Genomic DNA, 16,675 nt, shown 5'->3' on the forward strand with positions numbered 1-16,675 from the left:
CTACTACCCCTAAAGTCTGGATACACATATCCGTTCATTTAATCACCTCTTTATCGGAATTTACTCCATAAAGCTTTGGTATAAGCTAATTTCATACCTACTCTTTCCATATTTCGATGGCTAGCACTTCCAAAAGATGTCTCACTTACAATATATTTTGCTCCTTTTTCCATAGCAACTTGTATCCGTTTGTGAAGTAAAGCTGCTTGTACACCTTTGCGCCGATATTCTGGCAAAGTTGCAGCGGCTGCCAATGTTCCAATTCCATCTTTGATAAACAAAACAGCAATTCCAGCAGGCACATCATTCACAAATGCAGCATAAAAATCCCAACCAGGTACATCAAATAAAACCTTATTATTTTGCTTTATACCATCTTGAGTAAAACCGGGAAGATCAAAAGCCTGGACATAAATTGAAGCGAATAAATCAAACTCATCTTTCAACAATGGACGTATCTCCACCTCTGATTGTTGGCTCTGTCCCTTTAAATTAACTGTTTCACCGATAAATGAATTATGAAAACCAGATTGATAATAACCATGTTCAGTTAATGCACGGAATAATGGATCCGAGCTATTTTCAGGTGTTATTTCTATTCTAAAGTTCATGGAAAGATCTTTATAAAATCGAAAAATTTCCTCTAAGTGTAGTAAATCCAATTCGTTTAACCCTCGAACTGTATTAAAAGCCGAACCAGGAATTTTTTTAACAGAAAAAGCATGCGTTTTTCCCTTTACCAATTGATGAACGCCCATTGGATTACCTTCTATCGACTGAATAGCATCCAATCTGGATGTTATGGTTTGAATTTCTGCTTGCTCAATTATTGATAGTCTCATTAAATACCTCGATATTGCTTTGTAAATTTAACAGCCTTTTGAGTAGATTCAATTAAAGATGGGTCCCCTTTTACTTGCCTTAATAACAATGCTTGTTGAAAATTATCCAAAGCCATAATCGGCTGCCCTAATTCTAAAAGACACTTTCCTTTATGCTGATAAGCAAAGTCTAATAGGATAGTATAATTTAAATCCAACGTACACATATTAATGGCTTGTTCAAACTTTTTTAATGCCAAATCATGTTGTCCATCATATTTTAACGCTTCCCCAAGTCGAATTATATTGGCTATCTTATTATTCTCTTCGCTTAATGAAACAGCATATTCTAGACATTCAATTGCCGACGTTGTATTTCCAGTAATTCTATATAAATTGCCTATACTTCCATAAATAAAAATTTGATTCTCTAGTTTGTAATTCGATATTGTTTCAAGCTTTTCCTCAAACTTTTCAATTATTTTCTTTAGCACCTTCTCATCAGCACATTTCTCTCTAAGGAATTCATTTTCGTCAAAATATATTAAATCGTTTAGTAATAACAGTTCATTTTTCAAATCATACAAGTTCATCCATTTTCACACCCTCTTTGAGCTTTTGATACGAGATAATAAGAAAAAATGCAATCAGACATTAATTCGGCAAAAAGTGTATGATGTCCTTTTGCTTTTATATAACTTCCTCTACAATATTAATGATGAATTGGAGGAATGATGATGACAAAAGGTTATTTAGCAAATGGGTTATTTGGTTTAGGGGATAGATTAGTCAATGAATTGGTAGCTAAAGAAGTTCGAGTAGCAATCCCAGGCGTGGACTTATATGTACCACAAGAAAACTTGGCGATAAATGACAAATCGGCTTACGCAGATAGTTTAGCAATTGCAAATGCAGACATAGAAGCTTTAAAGAACAGCGACTTTTTAGTAGCTATTATTGATGGAGTTGAAATAGATGCTGGTGTGGCTGCTGAAATTGGAGCATTTTCCATGCTAAATCGTCCTATTTTTGGACTTTATACTGATACTCGACAACAAGGAAGAGACAATATAAAAAAAGTCGATGCATTAGTAGCAGATGGAACAGAAAACCAATTTATGTATCGAAACCTGTTTGTCATTGGTTTGATTAAACAAAATGGAGTAATAGTAAACTCCATAGAGGAATTATGTGAAGCTTTAAAGACAACCAATCAATAGATTATTATCTTTATGAAAAAGGCATGTGTTTAATATAATACATGCCTTTTTCTAACCAGACTATTACCTCTCTAACTCAATATATTCGCGCAATAGTTTCCAGTTATCTTTTTCTTTTCTCCAAACAAACATGCATTGAGCCGAATAAGGTTTACCATCAATCCTGTTTGTTTCTCTTCCCATGATTAAAAACTCCTCCCCATTTTTTCGTTCTGTCACAGAAACAGGCACAAAACTTTTTTCTGCATTACCATACTGCTCTAATACACTGTTTAAATCATAGTTATATTCATATCGGTCTGGTTGATCGAGGTTTGAATGAGCCCAATAGCCAACAAAGTTTTCAGACATAAACAGCCTGATCCCATCTCCATCTTTACTTTTAAATCCATCATTCCAAGACTTAAAATATTCCTCTATGACTTTTTGTATTACTTCCATGTTCATCCTCCTAACAAAAAAATTTCACCGTATAAGTCATTCGATGAACTTTTAGTAATTCCTTTTTCTTTTAGCTCTTTTCCAATTTTAACTAATTTTATTTTTATATTATAATAAATTTATATAACGAGAGGAGTGTTAAAAATGAAAAACTTTCAAATGGTGATTGAAAAGTAATTGGCATTCGCCTACTCTTTTCAATTCGATTCCCTTCATTTTAAAACTTGAAAAGAAAAGAGGAATTGCATGTTTTATCAAGATGAAGAGTTAATTTTACGACCTATACAAAAGGGAGATTTACCAAGACTTTGGGAACTAATTTATAAAGATGAGGCACCCGAATGGAAAAAATGGGATGCACCGTATTTTGAGCATAAGGCTATCTCATTCGAAGCGTTTATGGAAAAAGCCGATTCATTTGTACAAAGAGAAAATATGTGGGTAATTGAAGTTGCAGGCTTAACCTGCGGGACTGTTTCATATTACTGGGAGCATGAGCCTTCTAAATGGCTAGAGATGGGGATTGTTTTTCACGAATCGGCTAATTGGGGAAAAGGTTTGGGGACACGTGCTTTAAAACTTTGGGCAGAGCATTTATTTAGCACTATACCTTTAGTTCGTGTTGGATTTACAACGTGGTCAGGTAATGAGCGGATGATTCGTGTAGGAGAAAAACTAGGTATGACAATGGAAGCACGAATCCGTAAAGTGAGATTTTACAATGGAGAATATTACGATTCAATCCGCATGGGTATATTAAGGGAAGAATGGGAACAACTTAAAATAGGAATTTAAATAGTAAAAACTGGTTAGTAAATGATCTAACCAGTTTTTACTTTAATTGCTCATTACTGATACACTACTCGCTGATAAAACAGAATGTACGTAGTTAGCCTAATTGCCAAATACGTGCTATTTATAAAATTTAGAAAAATTGATATTGACTATAAATAATAATTATATTAGTATTATAACAATTTCATAAGAGAGAAACAGACATCATGAATAATAGACAACACGAAGACGATATTAGAGAAATCAATTAAGTTAATGTGGCAACAGCCAATCAATAGTTTAGCGTGCTGGTCCTTGATAAGGGCTTTTTATTTTTTAATAATTTGTAATATATTTAATACTATATATTAGGAGGAATACATAATGAAGCAGTCGACGAAAGAATATTTGGTCAACCGAATGTACAAGGGTTCCCAAGGATTAGCAAATGCAGTTCTTGTCACTCTAGGGATCGGTCTTCTTATAGAAACATTTGGAACATTTACAGGTTGGGAGGGCTTTTTAGTAATTGGAAAGGCTGCACAGCTTATGTTAGCTCCTGCTATAGGAGCTGGTATCGCCTACCAACTTGGCGGAAATACATTAGTAATATTTAGTGCGATGGCTTGTAGTACTGTAGGTGCTAATGCTTTGCACCTTAGTGCAGAGGGTACCTGGGTACTTACTACAGGACAACCGATTAGCGCCGTTTTGGCTGCAATCGTTGCTATCTGGGTTGGAAAACGCATTGCCGGTAAGACAAAGTTAGATATGCTAGCTATCCCATTCGCATCTATACTGATTGGAGGTGTCGCCGGTGTTGGTTTAGCCACAGTAACAACTCCACTATTAGAATCATTAAGTAGATTTATAGCGAATTCTGTAACAGGTTCCCCTCTTATGGGTTCAATTGTTATCGCACTTGTTTGGAGTATTTTCCTTATGTCCCCTGCTTCATCTGCTGCAATTGCAATTGCATTACAACTCGACCCTGTTTCCAGCGCAGCTGCATTAATTGGATGTACTGCTCAGTTTGCAGGGTGGACAGCGATGTCATGGAAACAAAATGATCTTGGTGCAAATATTGCGCAGTCTTTTTTAACACCTAAAGTGCAAGTTCCGAATATTGTTAAAAACCCAAGACTTGTTATTGGTCCATTTCTTGCTTCTGTTATTTGTGCACCAATCACCATATTAGTTTTTAACTTCCAGGTTCCATACACTTTAGCTGGACTTGGACTAAATTCTTTTATTGCTCCTCTTAATATCTTGGCTAATCAAGGTATAGGTGTTCTCCTGATGTACCTTGTATTAGGAGTAGCTTTACCAGCTCTTATTTCTCTTTCCGTGTATCATTTGTTAAAAGTTAAAGGACTAGCTAAAACTGGTGATTTGCATATGGAAGTTCAATAAATATGATGTTACATTACAAAGTACACATTTTGGTAGATTACCAAATGTGTGCTTTTATTTGTTTACATTGGTATTTACAGGGTATGTAGATTACAAGAATATACAGGGATGGAGTGAAGAGAAATGGATGAAGAAAAACGTGTAGAAGTCCATCGGGAAGAAAAAACAGATACTGGTTTAGTAGGTGCGACATTTATTAAATATGCTGCTTATCTCATTATCTTCTTTGGTGTTCTTTGGTTCCTAATTTCATATATTTTCCCAATGTTTTAAGAAGAAAAAATCACATTCTGCGTTAATGCAAAATGTGATTTTTTTGGTTGGTTTAATCGTTTTTGGTGTATGTCCCTAACTTCTTCTCCTCACTCTTTTGAAATGCATCAATATGTGCGATTTATTTTCTAAACAATGGTAAAATAAAAGTTAGAAAAATATGCTGTATAAAGGGGATAAGCATGAATATTTCCATAAATTATTCTGGAGACTACCTTGAGCTCCTTACACTTGAGTTAGAAAACAAATTAGAAACAATACATAAAGGAATTCAAACGAAATCTTCAGAAGGTGCAGATTTTTTAGGTTGGTTAGATTGGCCGAGCACTTTGAACCAAGATTTTTTAAACGATATAAAAGAAACCGCTGAGCGAATTCGTTCTCATTCCGATGTGTTGGTTGTCATAGGTATTGGAGGATCCTACTTAGGGTCGAAAGCAGTAATAGAAGCGTTATCTACACCATTTCAAAAAACTAAAGAGACAGAAGTAATCTTCGCTGGACACCTAGTAAGTGGTGAATATTTAAAGCAATTAATGACATATTTAGACGATAAAGATGTTACATTGAACGTCATTTCAAAATCAGGAACGACATCCGAACCCGCAATCGCATTTCGTTTTTTACAACAGTACATGGAAAAACGATATGGCGATCAAGCTGCAAAACGTATCATCGTCACAACTGACCAAGAAAAAGGTGCTTTGCTTACACTGGCAGTAGAAAAAGGATATCAACGTTATGTTGTACCTGATAGTATTGGAGGTCGCTATTCTGTTTTGACGGCGGTTGGTTTGTTACCAATTGCCGCTGCAGGTTTCGATATCAATCAACTGATCAATGGCGCAAAAATAGCAGAACAGGAATTTGCTAAATTTGATACAAAATCGAATCGTGCAATTCAATATGCTGTTATCCGCAAGCATTTATATGATAAGGGCTATCCTGTCGAAATCTTGGCAACTTTTGACGAGAAGTTAAAATATGTACAAGAATGGTGGAAACAATTATTCGGAGAAAGTGAAGGAAAAGAAGGGAAAGGAATCTACCCTTCGTCTGTTCTTTATTCAACGGATCTGCATTCCCTAGGTCAATACATTCAAGACGGTAAACGTATGTTGTTCGAAACATTTTTGATGGTTGAAAAGACGGATGTTGATTTGACTGTTTTTGAAGCAGAAAATGACGGGGACGAACTGAATTATTTAAGTGGCCTTACACTTCATGAATTTAATGCTGCATGTCACGAAGCAACAGCATCTGCTCATTTGCATGGCGGAGTTCCCCAAATTACTATTACAATGGAACAAATAGATGAGTGTAATCTTGGCCACTTATTATATTTTTATATGATGGCCTGTGCGTATAGTGCATACTTACTCGACATCAATCCATTTAACCAACCAGGAGTAGAAGGGTATAAAACAAATATGTTTAAAATACTTAAGAAACCTGGATATTGAAAAAAAGTAGTGCACACCAATAAATGGTTGCACTACTTTTTTTGGTAAAGGAAGATATGAGTAGACCATATCCGATTATTCGGTCGAACCATCCGATTTTACTGATGAACCATCCGATTATTTGGTTGAGCCATCCGATTATTCAGGTCAACCGCCCGATTTTTCTTCTTAGCCATCCGATTACGAATAAAAAACGTTTTGCCCCCAATGAACAAAACGTTTTTTCTATTAAATCATATCCATAACAAGCATGGCCGCTCCAAGCATTCCTGCTTCATTTCCAAAATTGGCACGCTTTATTTCTAATGGTTTTAGTTTAAGTGGTTCTACCATAGTAAGCAGGTTCTCCCACCAATCATCAGCCGAATCTGCAACCCCTCCGCCAATTACAACGCAATCCATATCTAACACTGCTTGGAGATTAGATATAACAATTGCAAAATCCGAAAGAAATCGATTGCGTACTGTTATAGCACTTGAAAGTCCTGTAGATGCTAGACGAAACAGTTGATGGGATATTGCCAGTTTCCCTGTATCAGGATCGATGACATTTTCCTCTTCTATTAATCTTTTTAATGCAGTACCAGAGACATATTGTTCACTGCATCCCTGTCTACCACAGCCACAAAGTAGGCCATGCGGATATAAGATTAAGTGACCTACTTCTCCTGCTCCACCATGTACTCCGTTTTCCACTTTTCCATCAAAAACGAAGCCGCCTCCAAGTTTAGTTCCTACTGTTAAACAAACTACTCTTTCGAAGTCTTTTGCTGCACCAAGTTTTCCTTCTGCAAGCGCAGCGCAATTTGCATCATTGTTAATCTCCACACGTAAACCTGTTGCTGCCTCTAGTTGAGCTTTTACAGGGGTGCCCTGCCAGCCTTCAAGTTCTGTCTCAAAGGTTACAACTCCTGTTTTGGCGTCGACCATTCCTCTAGTACCTATTCCAATCCCCAATAAATCGGGATAATTCTCCATCATCTTTAACACTTGCTCTTCTAAATAAGGATATAGCGGTAAAACAGTGGGAATAGTTGTATCCTCTATAACGTTACCAGACTCACTTACAACACCAATTCTTATTTTTGTTCCTCCAATATCAACACCAAGAACTTTCTTCAATCTACTTTCCCCTTTCAAAAGCAATCACAAATGACTCGTAAGGACGTACTTCAACCATATCTCCCTCTAATTTAGGAGAATCATAGTTAGCTATCATAATGTTTCCTTTGGTTTGAGGAAGGTTACATTCCTTCCACACAAGTTGGTTTGTTTTCTCTGAAAAATTGTTTACAATTAGCCATTCTTCTTCGGCTGTTTGTCGTTTGTACACAAACAGATCCGGGTGATCAGGTAACAATAATTGAAAGCTACCATGCGTGATGATAGCATGTATTTTCCTTAATTGGATTAGCCTTTGATACGTATAAAAAATGGACGATGGGTCTGCAATGGCTTGTTCCGCATTAATAAAAGAAGTATTCGTATTCATCCGAATCCATGGTGTACCCGTCGTAAAACCTCCGTTAGATGTCCACTGCATTGGCGTACGTGCGTTATCTCTACCCTTTGCATAAATACTAGACATAATTGTTTCATGAGCAATTCCCTGCTGACGCTTTTCCTTGTACATATTCAGCGTTTCAATATCACGATACTCACTTAAACTATCAAACTTTACATTCGTCATTCCTAACTCTTCACCCTGGTATATATAAGGTGTCCCTTGAAGCATATGAAGACAAATAGCCAACATTTTAGCTGATACTTCTCGAAATGCACCATCTTCACCAAAACGGGAAACGACTCGAGGTTGGTCATGATTATTCCAATAAAGACTGTTCCACCCTACTTCATGCAGTGCATGCTGCCATTTTTCGAGGTTCCGTTTTAATGCTACTAATTCTAATGGTCGAACATCCCATTTCTCATTAGGGCCACTATCTAAATTCATATGCTCAAATGTAAAGATCATATTCACTTCTTGGTTTTCTGGATTTGTATAGATTCGAGCATCTTCTGTTGAAGCTCCAGGCATTTCTCCTACAGTTAATACATCATAACGACTTAAAACCTTCTCATTCATTTCCCGTAGATATGTATGAATTTTTGGCCCATTCATAAAATAAGTACTTCCATCACCATATCCTTGTTCATGGTGAATCTCTCCGTCAGGAAGTTTCTCGTCCTTTGAAATAAAGTTAATGACATCCATCCGAAAGCCGCCAATTCCTTTTTCTAACCAAAACGTCATCATATCAAAAATATCATTTCGAAGCGGCTCGTGCTCCCAATTTAAATCTGGCTGTTTTTTCGAGAATAAATGAAGGTAATAAGAGTCTGTCAATTCATCCTTTTCCCATGCCGGTCCCGAAAATATAGAGCCCCAATTATTTGGAGGTTGTGCCCCTTTACCATCCCTCCAAATATAATAATCGCGATAGTTAGAATCCTTTGATGAACGCGATTCAACAAACCATGCATGCTCGTCTGAAGTATGGTTCACAACTAGATCCATCACAATTCGAATATCTCTTTGTTTCGCTTCCTCAATCAGCTGTTCAAAATCCTGCATTGTTCCAAACTCTTGCATGATCGTTTGATAGTCTCGAATGTCATAGCCATTATCATCATTAGGAGAATCATAGACTGGACTCAGCCAAATAATACCTATACCTAGTTTCTTCAAATAATCCATTTTTGAGATAATACCTTGTAAATCACCGACTCCATCTCCGTTGGAATCCATAAAACTTCTTGGATAAATTTGATAGACGACACTACGCTTCCACCAAGGCTCCATTTCTTTCACCATCCCATTTTTACCAAGTGTTAGAAATATTCTAATCTTTCCACAACTATAATGCAAGCGCTTGCATTATATTGTTACGATAGAATAGTATTGTATGATTTAGAGGACAATTTTTAGAGGATATCGAAGTATGAAGTTATATATTTTTAAAGAATAGGAGAAATGTAATGACTAATTTATTAACTGATCATCTTGGAAGAGAAGTGAAGGTCACTTCTTCCCCCAACCGCATTGTTTCCATTTGTCCTGCGATTACAGAAACATTATTTGCTTTAGGTTTAGAAAATGAAATAATCGGCCGTACGAAATATTGCATTTTCCCTCAAAAGAAGGTGGAAAAAGTAGAAATAGTGGGAGGTACAAAAGAAGTAAACGAAGAAAAAATACGGGAATTACAACCTGATTTGATTCTAGCTGAAAAGGAAGAAAATACAAAAGAGATTGTGCAAGCTTTAGAAAAAATTGCACCAGTATTTGTTTTAGAAGTACAGTCAATCAAGGATGCATATCGTTTTATAAGAACATTGGGGGCACTTACTAATAGAGAACAAAAAGCAGAAGAGCTTATAACCTCATGTAAATTTTCATTCCCTGTAGTTCCTGGTAACGAAAAGAAAAAAGCGGCATATGTCATTTGGCGGAAGCCTTATATGGTTGTTGGTGGAACTACCTATATTAATGATGTTTTACATACGCTTGGTTTTCATAATCCATTTGAAAAAGTTGGTTCCAGATATCCTGCTGTTTCAAAGGAAGAATTTGCAAAGGCTAACCTTGACGTTCTTTTTTTGGCATCCGAACCGTTTCCTTTCCAAGAAAAACATGTAGCAGAATTTCAATCGTTTCTTCCGAACACGAAAATAATTTTAGTTGATGGAGAAATGTTTTGGTATGGTGCGAAGATGGTTACTGCTGGTTCATATTTCAAGGAATATATAAGCAATTTTTAATGATTTCTTTCTTTACAAAACATCTTGTTTGAAAAACGTCTTTCCTGTAAATTAAAGATAAAGGGTAATTTTTCCTTACTACTGAATATATATTAGAAATGAAGAAAGGAGATTTTTATGAATAATAGAAGGTATAGAAGGCGTAATACAATGGCATTCACGGTATTATCCTATTTTACTTTATTCGCTGGCGTCTTCATGTTTAGCATCGGTCTTTATAATGCAGATAATTTAGAGCTCAATGAAAAGGGATATTATATCGCCGTAATGATATTAGTGGCAGTTGGAGCAATACTTACACAAAAAGTCACTCGCGATAACGCAGAAGACAACGAAATTCTTGCAGAGCAAGAACAAGAACGACTCGCTGTAAGAGCAGCCCCTTCAAATGCGAAAGAATCATAATTATTAATGAAAAGTCCTGTGCGAGTTGAACACAGGACTTTATTTGTTTTTATTCTTTTTACAGCTTCACTTTGTTTCTGGAAAGAACTCCTGAGCGGTTGGAATATCAACTAAGGTCGGACCATTTGTTCTAATTGCTTGTTCGAGAATTGTTTCTAATTCACTATCTATTTCTGCTCGGAGACCAGTCCACCCGCATGCTTCCGCCACTCTAACGAAGTCTGGATTCGTTAATTGTGTACCTAGTTCTCTATCTCCAGCTGCTTGCATTTTATCTATTTCCATTTGTAAAGAACCATTGTTAAATACGATTACTGTGATATCCAAGTTATAGCGAGTTGCAGTTAGAAGATCAGCCAACGTCATCTCTATACCACCGTCCCCTACAACAGCAACCACTTGCTTTTCAGGCTGTTCCAGTTTTGCGGCAATGGCAGCTGGAAGTCCAAAGCCCATGGAGCGCCAATAGCCTGAAAATAATACTCTCTGACTATTAGGACGGAAATTACGGTTAAACCAAACCGTTACATCTCCAGTGTCCAATGTTAGTACCGCATCTTCAGCGATTGTTTTTTCAATAGCTCGGACAATGCGAGAAGGAGAGACAGGGAAACCAGATTTTTTACCTTCTTCTTCGTTTTGTTTTGACCATTTTCTTTTCGTTTCTTCGATATGAGATAACCACTCGGTATTCGTCTGATAGTCTACTAAGCTTTGTAAAAGTAGTGGAACCACATGCTCTACTTTGCCTTTAACACCCATTTCAACTGGAATACCTTTTGTAGCATTTTCAAAATGGGTATCAATTTGAATAATCTTTGCATTTGTAGGCACATAGCCCTCTGGCCACCATGTCACTCCTGCTAGTAAAACGACATCAGTTTCCTTGAATACATCAGCTGCATGAGGATTTCCCCCTTCCCCGATTCCTTGTAGAAGTTGTGGCGTATCTTCCTTAAATACTCCTTTTCCCCCTAGACTTACCAATATGCCTGCTCCCCAAGCTTTAGAAAGCTCTTCAAGAGACGAAGATCCATTTACAGCTCCTGCTCCAGCAAGAATCATAGGTTTTTTTGCCGATTTCATTACTTCCGCTATTTCTTTTAAATCTTCTATTTGAAAAGAGGTCGTTCCTTCTATCACAGACGGTAACTTTCGAGGTTTCTTTTTTGTTTCTAATTGAAATAAATCCTTTGGAATTGATATATGTGTGACCGTTCGCTGTTCTAAGGAAATTTGGGACGCTTTGACGAGTAGATCCACAATTGCATCCTCACTAGCAAGATTTGCGGAAAAAGTGGCAAATGGTTTAAACAGTTCTTGTTGATCAACATATTGCTGATAGTCTGTACCTATTTTATTTAGTGGTGCCTGGCCCGTCAGTGCTAGCACAGGTGCTTTATCCGAATAAGCATCCCCAAGGCCATTCAGTAAATTTGCTGCCCCTGGTCCCATCGTAGCCGTACAAACCGCAAGTTTTCCCGTTAGCTTAGCTTCAGCAGATGCCATAAATGCCGCAACCGACTCATGCTTCACAGGGATAAACTGAATCTTCTCCTGTTTGTCCAGGGCATCCAATAACCCGATAATAGCATCCCCAACAACTCCGTAAATTCGCTTAACCCCCAATAAAGACAGTTGATCCACTACAACCTCGGCAACAGTTTTACCCATACAAAATAACCTCTCCTTTTAACAATTTAATTATCAAGTATTTTCCCTTATATAAATGGGATAAACATTTGACCTGTAAATATAAAAAAACGTTCACTAGTCATCATTAGACTTGTGAACGTTTTTTATAGTACGAAATTAAATTATACTAATTGTTTAGAAAGGCTTTGAGCAACTACTCTTACATTTTCTAAACCAGCTGCAATAATTTCTTCTGCTTTGTCAGGCATTGCATTGTGACCTTCAATGATAACTTCATCCGTAATTTGCATACCGAATACGCCACCTACTACATTTTTAATGTAGTTTGCAGACATTTCCATTGGTGCAGCTTCTGGAGAAGAGTAAATGCCACCACGTGCATTTAAAATAACGGCTTTTTTATCAGTCATTAAGCTTACTAATTGACCTTCTTCGCTGTATTTGAATGTGAAACCAGCTTGGTACACATAATCGATAAACGTTTGTAATGGTGCTGGAATTGTTAAGTTCCATAAAGGGAATGCGAATACTACTACATCAGCAGCAGTTAATGCGTCCATAGCTTTTTGTTTTGCAGCTAAAAGACGTGCTTCTAAGTCAGTTAATTCTTCACCGTTTTGAACTTTTCCAAAAGCATTGAAAAGATCTTGACCGAAGTAAGGCATATCTTCTTTAAATACATCAAAAGTGGTTACATTTGCACCTTCGATATTTTCCATAAATGTTTCGTACATTTTACTTGAAACAGCTTCAGCAGCTGGACGGTTATTTGCTTTTACTACTAATATATTCACTTGTTATTCCTCCAAAAATTATATTGATAACATACGATATATTAACAGATAGTCTATTAGATTGTAAACTACTTTGATTTCGAGATAAATAATTTTATTATAAAATGTCACATACATTTCACAATTACTTTGTTTTAAGGTATTAATAAAATCTTCCCGACACTTATTCTACTTTCTAAGATGGCGTGCGCTTGAGCACCATCCTGTAATGAGTAAGTTGTCGGTTCATTCACTTTTATTTTCCCATCTTTAATCCACTCAAATAGCTGTGTTGAACGAATTTTTCTTTCCTCAAATGAAGTTAGAACGTTCCAAAGATCCCCACCTGTAAGTGTTTTAGAAGTATCCATTAGCATTCTCGGATCTATCGGAGCAGGATTGCCACCCGACATACCATAAAATACGACTGTTCCACCTACTTTTGTAGCCTCAAAACTTTCTAATAAGGTAGAACCGACTGATTCATAAACCACGTCTACCCCTAGACCGTTTGTTACGTCTTTGATTTGTTCAATCCAATCTTCGCTATATAAAAACACAAAATCTGCTCCTGCCGTGGATGCAGCTTTTGATTTTTCTACTGAGGAGGTTAGCCCGATAACTTTTGCTCCTAAAAGCTTACCTATTTGTATAAGATTTTGACCAACTCCACCTGCAGCTGCATGCACAAGTATAGTGTCATTCGCTGTAATTTTGTAACTATCTTTCGTTAAATAATGGGCGGTTAAGCCCTGGAGTAAAACCGAAGCAGCTGTTTCAAAGGAAATATCAATCGGTAACGGTATAACTTTATCTATTGGAACGGTGACCAATTCAGCATTAGCAAATGGGACATCTGCAAAAGCAATTCGATCACCAACCTTCAAGGTCGTTACATCCTTTCCTACTTGCTCCACTACACCCGCCCCTTCGTACCCCAAGATATATGGAGGCTGACCTGCAAGATGATAATTTCCTTTTCTTCTGTATATATCAGCAAAGTTCAATCCAATCGCTTTCATTCTTATCAATAGTTCATTTTCTTTCATGATAGGGTCAGAAACTTCTTTATATTGCAGTACTTCCGGTCCACCAAACTCCTCAAAGATCAGTGCTTTCATGTGAACGCTCCTCGTTAGATTAATTTTAAAAATAATATTAAATGAACTAAGAATTAGAAACAACTAATGGGTCTTTTCGGTAAAAAAAAAGAGCTAATCGCTCCCTTTGAAAACAATATTCCCACACCATTAACGTAGAATTTTTTGAAGGGTTGTTCGTAACTTCCATCACGACCAACCCTTCTTTTCGGTAATCTTACGGCTATATTCTGCTTTTGAGATAATTAAAAAATAGATGCTCTCCTAATTCTATGTAAGCTCCCTTTTATTTGATGAGTGTTGACTATTTCCAGAAATTCCTCACAAAGCAACCACTCTATTATTTGTTTAATTAGTCCAATGAAAAGGTGTTTTTAAGGAGGATGGTAACTTAGTATTTCTATCTCCTTTTGCAGCGTTTATTTGTGCTTGAGTAAGAAAAATGCTTCCCGTTAAATTTGCTCCACTTATGTCAGCGTCTCTCAAGTCTGCTCCGATAAAATCAGACATCCTCAAATCCGCATTCTGCAAGTTTGCCGCAATAAGAAACGCACCTCTAAGGTTTGCTCCTCTAAGATCTGCTCCTCTTAAGTTTGCTCCTAATAGCTCTATTCCCCGACCAATCTTTTTCTGCTTCTTTATTGGAGCTTTAGATCTTACAAGTTCACTTGTTCGCAAAAGGAATTCGTTAACAGCCGCTCTGTGGGCATGGACATCAATAGTTAAAATTGATTGGGGAGGCAATTGAGTAAGTTCCTCCGTTTTTTCCAAAGCCTCTTCTAAATCTCTATATATAGGCTTTGTCTCCTCTCGACAAAGCGCTTCACTTAAATACAAAAGTATTTCATGAAGTTGCTGCATGATAGGAAAGACATCGAACATTTCCTTAGCGGTTGAAGGATTATCTCTCCAATCATTCCCTTTATATGTGAACTGGGATACTTTTTGCCCTGCGCCAAAGCATTCATAAACTGTACAGCCTTTATATCCTTCATTTCTAAGGTTTTGATGTATTCCACAGCGATAATCGGATTGCAAGTTGGAACAAGGAGTACCTCCGTCTTTATCCAATGGAAAATCAGCTGATTTTGCGTAAGGTAAAGCTACGCAACACAGTCCAAAACAGTTTCCACAATCAGCTTTTAATTTATTTTTAATATTGTCGTTTATTGATCTATGTTTAGACAATATCTACACTTCCTTTATTAGTTTGTACCATATAAATAATACATTTAGGAGATGTATATAGGAAGTAAAATTATTCCTATTCTAATTAGGAGAAGGTTAGATTGATGTTGTTAACAAAGCGATGTATAATGCAGCAAGAGAACGGAATAGCTAAAGGATAGGTGGTTCGTAATCTATGGAAGAATTTATACAACATATTCCAACATTGAGTAGCCCCCTCCAATTCCTTTTATTACTCCTGTTGAATTTATTCCTTGGGGCAATTGGTTTTGTGCCAAGTTTCTTCGTTACTGCCATAAATATAGATGCACTTGGTTTAATATGGGGAACCATTCTAACATTTTCGGGAGAAATTCTCGGAGCACTGTTTGGGTTTCATTTATATCGCTGGGGATTTTCAAAGGTCCAGCAGGAATGGTTTAATCATTCTATTTTTAAGGCAATAAAAAACAGCTCTCCTTGGAAGGTATTTTCCTTCGTTATTTTATTTAGAATTATTCCTTTTGTTCCATCCGGATTAGTTACCGCAGGAGCTTCATTGACCTCCATTAGTGGATGGTTTTTCATGGGGGCAAGTACGATTGGTAAGATTCCCGCAGTTGCCATTGAGATAGCAATTGTCTTTGGAATTGTAAAAAATGTTCCTTCGAGTTATTTATATGGATTTATGGTCTTGTTCCTAATTATTATTACGCCCTTTTGGATTAGAAAGAAAAGGAAAAACAACAGCGGCAGTTAATTTTTGTGAATTACTATTTTTCTATACATTCCTTTCAACATAATTGGCTTGTCTTCTTTTATATAAATATTTTCATTATTTCTTATGAAAAGTTCTTCGAAGCTTAAGCCTATATCAGTTCCTAAAATCCTTATGATCGGTCTTAGTATTGACTTGGGCAATGATAGCTTTTTATTTTTTGGAACAAATTTATCAAAAATAATTATGTCACCTTCCGATTTTAAAACTCTTGTCATTTCCCTAAAGCATTTATCGGCATCAGGCACTACAGAAAGAATTAGACTGGCAACAATATAATCAAACGATTCACTTTCAAATTCCATATGTTGTGCATCCATCTCTAAAAATTGAATGGAGGAATCTACAAATTTTGTTCTTGCTTGGTTTAACATCTCTGTCGAGTAATCAACTGCAGTAATTTCAAAATTTGCATGGTTTATTAATTCTAAGTCAGCGCCAGTGCCTACACCAACAAATAGTATTTTTTGTCCGCTCTTAAAATGTGTTTCCTTAAACACTTCTTTTCGACCATTTAAAAAAGCACCCGAATTAAAAAACTTATCATACATAGGAGACCAAATTTTATAAATTATCCTATTCCAAAAATTATCCAAGACTGGACCTCCTCTATCCATTAACGTCCGTGC

At 36.6% G+C, this 16,675-nt stretch carries 18 protein-coding genes; 8 read left to right on the plus strand and 10 right to left on the minus strand.

The genetic code is table 11. From position 1 onward, the window contains the following. Positions 1 to 50: 50 nt before the first annotated feature. Both P2Q73_RS12750 and P2Q73_RS12755 read right to left on the minus strand, forming a co-directional pair. Entirely contained in the window at positions 51 to 842 is a 792-nt protein-coding gene (locus tag P2Q73_RS12750) for a GNAT family N-acetyltransferase (RefSeq protein ID WP_275787772.1), read from the minus strand. Further along, complete coding sequence (locus P2Q73_RS12755) at positions 842 to 1,414, minus strand: tetratricopeptide repeat protein (protein ID WP_275787776.1); 573 nt, start codon at positions 1,412 to 1,414, stop codon at positions 842 to 844. Before P2Q73_RS12755 ends, P2Q73_RS12750 begins: the two co-directional genes overlap by 1 nt. A 144-nt stretch (positions 1,415 to 1,558) precedes the next feature. Between P2Q73_RS12755 and P2Q73_RS12760 the strand changes: the two genes are divergently transcribed. Then, the gene (locus tag P2Q73_RS12760) at positions 1,559 to 2,041 is read left to right on the plus strand and encodes a nucleoside 2-deoxyribosyltransferase (RefSeq protein ID WP_056830752.1); all 483 of its coding nucleotides are present in this window, start codon (positions 1,559 to 1,561) and stop codon (positions 2,039 to 2,041) included. A 63-nt stretch (positions 2,042 to 2,104) separates the two neighbouring features. On the opposite strand, the gene P2Q73_RS12765 is transcribed toward P2Q73_RS12760, so the two are convergent. Beyond that, entirely contained in the window at positions 2,105 to 2,482 is a 378-nt protein-coding gene (locus P2Q73_RS12765; RefSeq protein ID WP_275787781.1) for a nuclear transport factor 2 family protein, read from the minus strand. Positions 2,483 to 2,728: 246 nt separating this feature from the next. Here P2Q73_RS12765 and P2Q73_RS12770 point away from each other — a divergent pair, with 246 nt between their 5' ends. The 4 genes from P2Q73_RS12770 (at position 2,729) to P2Q73_RS12785 (ending at position 6,405) form a co-directional block, all read left to right on the plus strand. Continuing rightward, positions 2,729 to 3,277 (plus strand): GNAT family N-acetyltransferase, encoded by a 549-nt coding sequence (locus P2Q73_RS12770; RefSeq protein WP_053591449.1) that lies wholly within the window; start codon positions 2,729 to 2,731, stop codon positions 3,275 to 3,277. Positions 3,278 to 3,640: 363 nt separating this feature from the next. Continuing rightward, entirely contained in the window at positions 3,641 to 4,669 is a 1,029-nt protein-coding gene (locus P2Q73_RS12775; protein WP_275787784.1) for a PTS sugar transporter subunit IIC, read from the plus strand. Between the two features lie 123 nt (positions 4,670 to 4,792). Beyond that, positions 4,793 to 4,942, plus strand: coding sequence for a hypothetical protein (locus tag P2Q73_RS12780; RefSeq protein ID WP_172794361.1), 150 nt, complete (start codon positions 4,793 to 4,795; stop codon positions 4,940 to 4,942). Between the two features lie 182 nt (positions 4,943 to 5,124). After that, on the plus strand, positions 5,125 to 6,405 hold the full coding sequence (locus P2Q73_RS12785; RefSeq protein ID WP_275787788.1) for a glucose-6-phosphate isomerase: 1,281 nt from the start codon (positions 5,125 to 5,127) through the stop codon (positions 6,403 to 6,405). 228 nt (positions 6,406 to 6,633) lie between these two features. On the opposite strand, the gene P2Q73_RS12790 is transcribed toward P2Q73_RS12785, so the two are convergent. Together P2Q73_RS12790 and P2Q73_RS12795 are read right to left on the minus strand one after the other, a co-directional pair. Next, the gene (locus P2Q73_RS12790) at positions 6,634 to 7,527 is read right to left on the minus strand and encodes an ROK family protein (protein WP_056830761.1); all 894 of its coding nucleotides are present in this window, start codon (positions 7,525 to 7,527) and stop codon (positions 6,634 to 6,636) included. A 1-nt stretch (position 7,528) separates the two neighbouring features. After that, on the minus strand, positions 7,529 to 9,217 hold the full coding sequence (locus P2Q73_RS12795; protein WP_275787935.1) for a glycoside hydrolase family 13 protein: 1,689 nt from the start codon (positions 9,215 to 9,217) through the stop codon (positions 7,529 to 7,531). Between the two features lie 167 nt (positions 9,218 to 9,384). Here P2Q73_RS12795 and P2Q73_RS12800 point away from each other — a divergent pair, with 167 nt between their 5' ends. After that, a complete protein-coding gene (locus P2Q73_RS12800) occupies positions 9,385 to 10,167 on the plus strand; it encodes an ABC transporter substrate-binding protein (protein WP_275787791.1) in 783 nt (260 codons plus the stop codon). 117 nt (positions 10,168 to 10,284) lie between these two features. Then, positions 10,285 to 10,572: a YiaA/YiaB family inner membrane protein gene (locus P2Q73_RS12805; RefSeq protein WP_275787794.1), complete on the plus strand. Its 288-nt coding sequence runs from the start codon at positions 10,285 to 10,287 to the stop codon at positions 10,570 to 10,572. A gap of 66 nt (positions 10,573 to 10,638) precedes the next feature. On the opposite strand, the gene P2Q73_RS12810 is transcribed toward P2Q73_RS12805, so the two are convergent. The 4 genes from P2Q73_RS12810 to P2Q73_RS12825 all read right to left on the minus strand — a co-directional run bounded on the left by P2Q73_RS12810 (position 10,639) and on the right by P2Q73_RS12825 (position 15,289). Beyond that, a complete protein-coding gene (locus P2Q73_RS12810) occupies positions 10,639 to 12,246 on the minus strand; it encodes a thiamine pyrophosphate-binding protein (RefSeq protein WP_275787796.1) in 1,608 nt (535 codons plus the stop codon). Between the two features lie 143 nt (positions 12,247 to 12,389). Next, complete coding sequence (locus P2Q73_RS12815) at positions 12,390 to 13,022, minus strand: FMN-dependent NADH-azoreductase (RefSeq protein WP_275787799.1); 633 nt, start codon at positions 13,020 to 13,022, stop codon at positions 12,390 to 12,392. Between the two features lie 134 nt (positions 13,023 to 13,156). Beyond that, complete coding sequence (locus P2Q73_RS12820; RefSeq protein ID WP_275787802.1) at positions 13,157 to 14,122, minus strand: quinone oxidoreductase family protein; 966 nt, start codon at positions 14,120 to 14,122, stop codon at positions 13,157 to 13,159. A gap of 327 nt (positions 14,123 to 14,449) precedes the next feature. Beyond that, a complete protein-coding gene (locus tag P2Q73_RS12825) occupies positions 14,450 to 15,289 on the minus strand; it encodes a pentapeptide repeat-containing protein (RefSeq protein ID WP_275787804.1) in 840 nt (279 codons plus the stop codon). A gap of 175 nt (positions 15,290 to 15,464) precedes the next feature. On the opposite strand from P2Q73_RS12825, the gene P2Q73_RS12830 reads away from it, so the two are divergent. Beyond that, positions 15,465 to 16,028, plus strand: a complete 564-nt coding sequence (locus P2Q73_RS12830; RefSeq protein WP_056830773.1) for a TVP38/TMEM64 family protein — start codon at positions 15,465 to 15,467, stop codon at positions 16,026 to 16,028. Here the strand turns inward: P2Q73_RS12830 and P2Q73_RS12835 are convergent. Then, a complete protein-coding gene (locus P2Q73_RS12835) occupies positions 16,025 to 16,642 on the minus strand; it encodes a class I SAM-dependent methyltransferase (RefSeq protein ID WP_275787806.1) in 618 nt (205 codons plus the stop codon). The genes P2Q73_RS12830 and P2Q73_RS12835 overlap by 4 nt on opposite strands. Positions 16,643 to 16,675: the final 33 nt, after the last annotated feature.

This window comes from Bacillus sp. Cr_A10, from assembly GCF_029222665.1.
Taxonomy (GTDB): domain Bacteria; phylum Bacillota; class Bacilli; order Bacillales_A; family Planococcaceae; genus Psychrobacillus.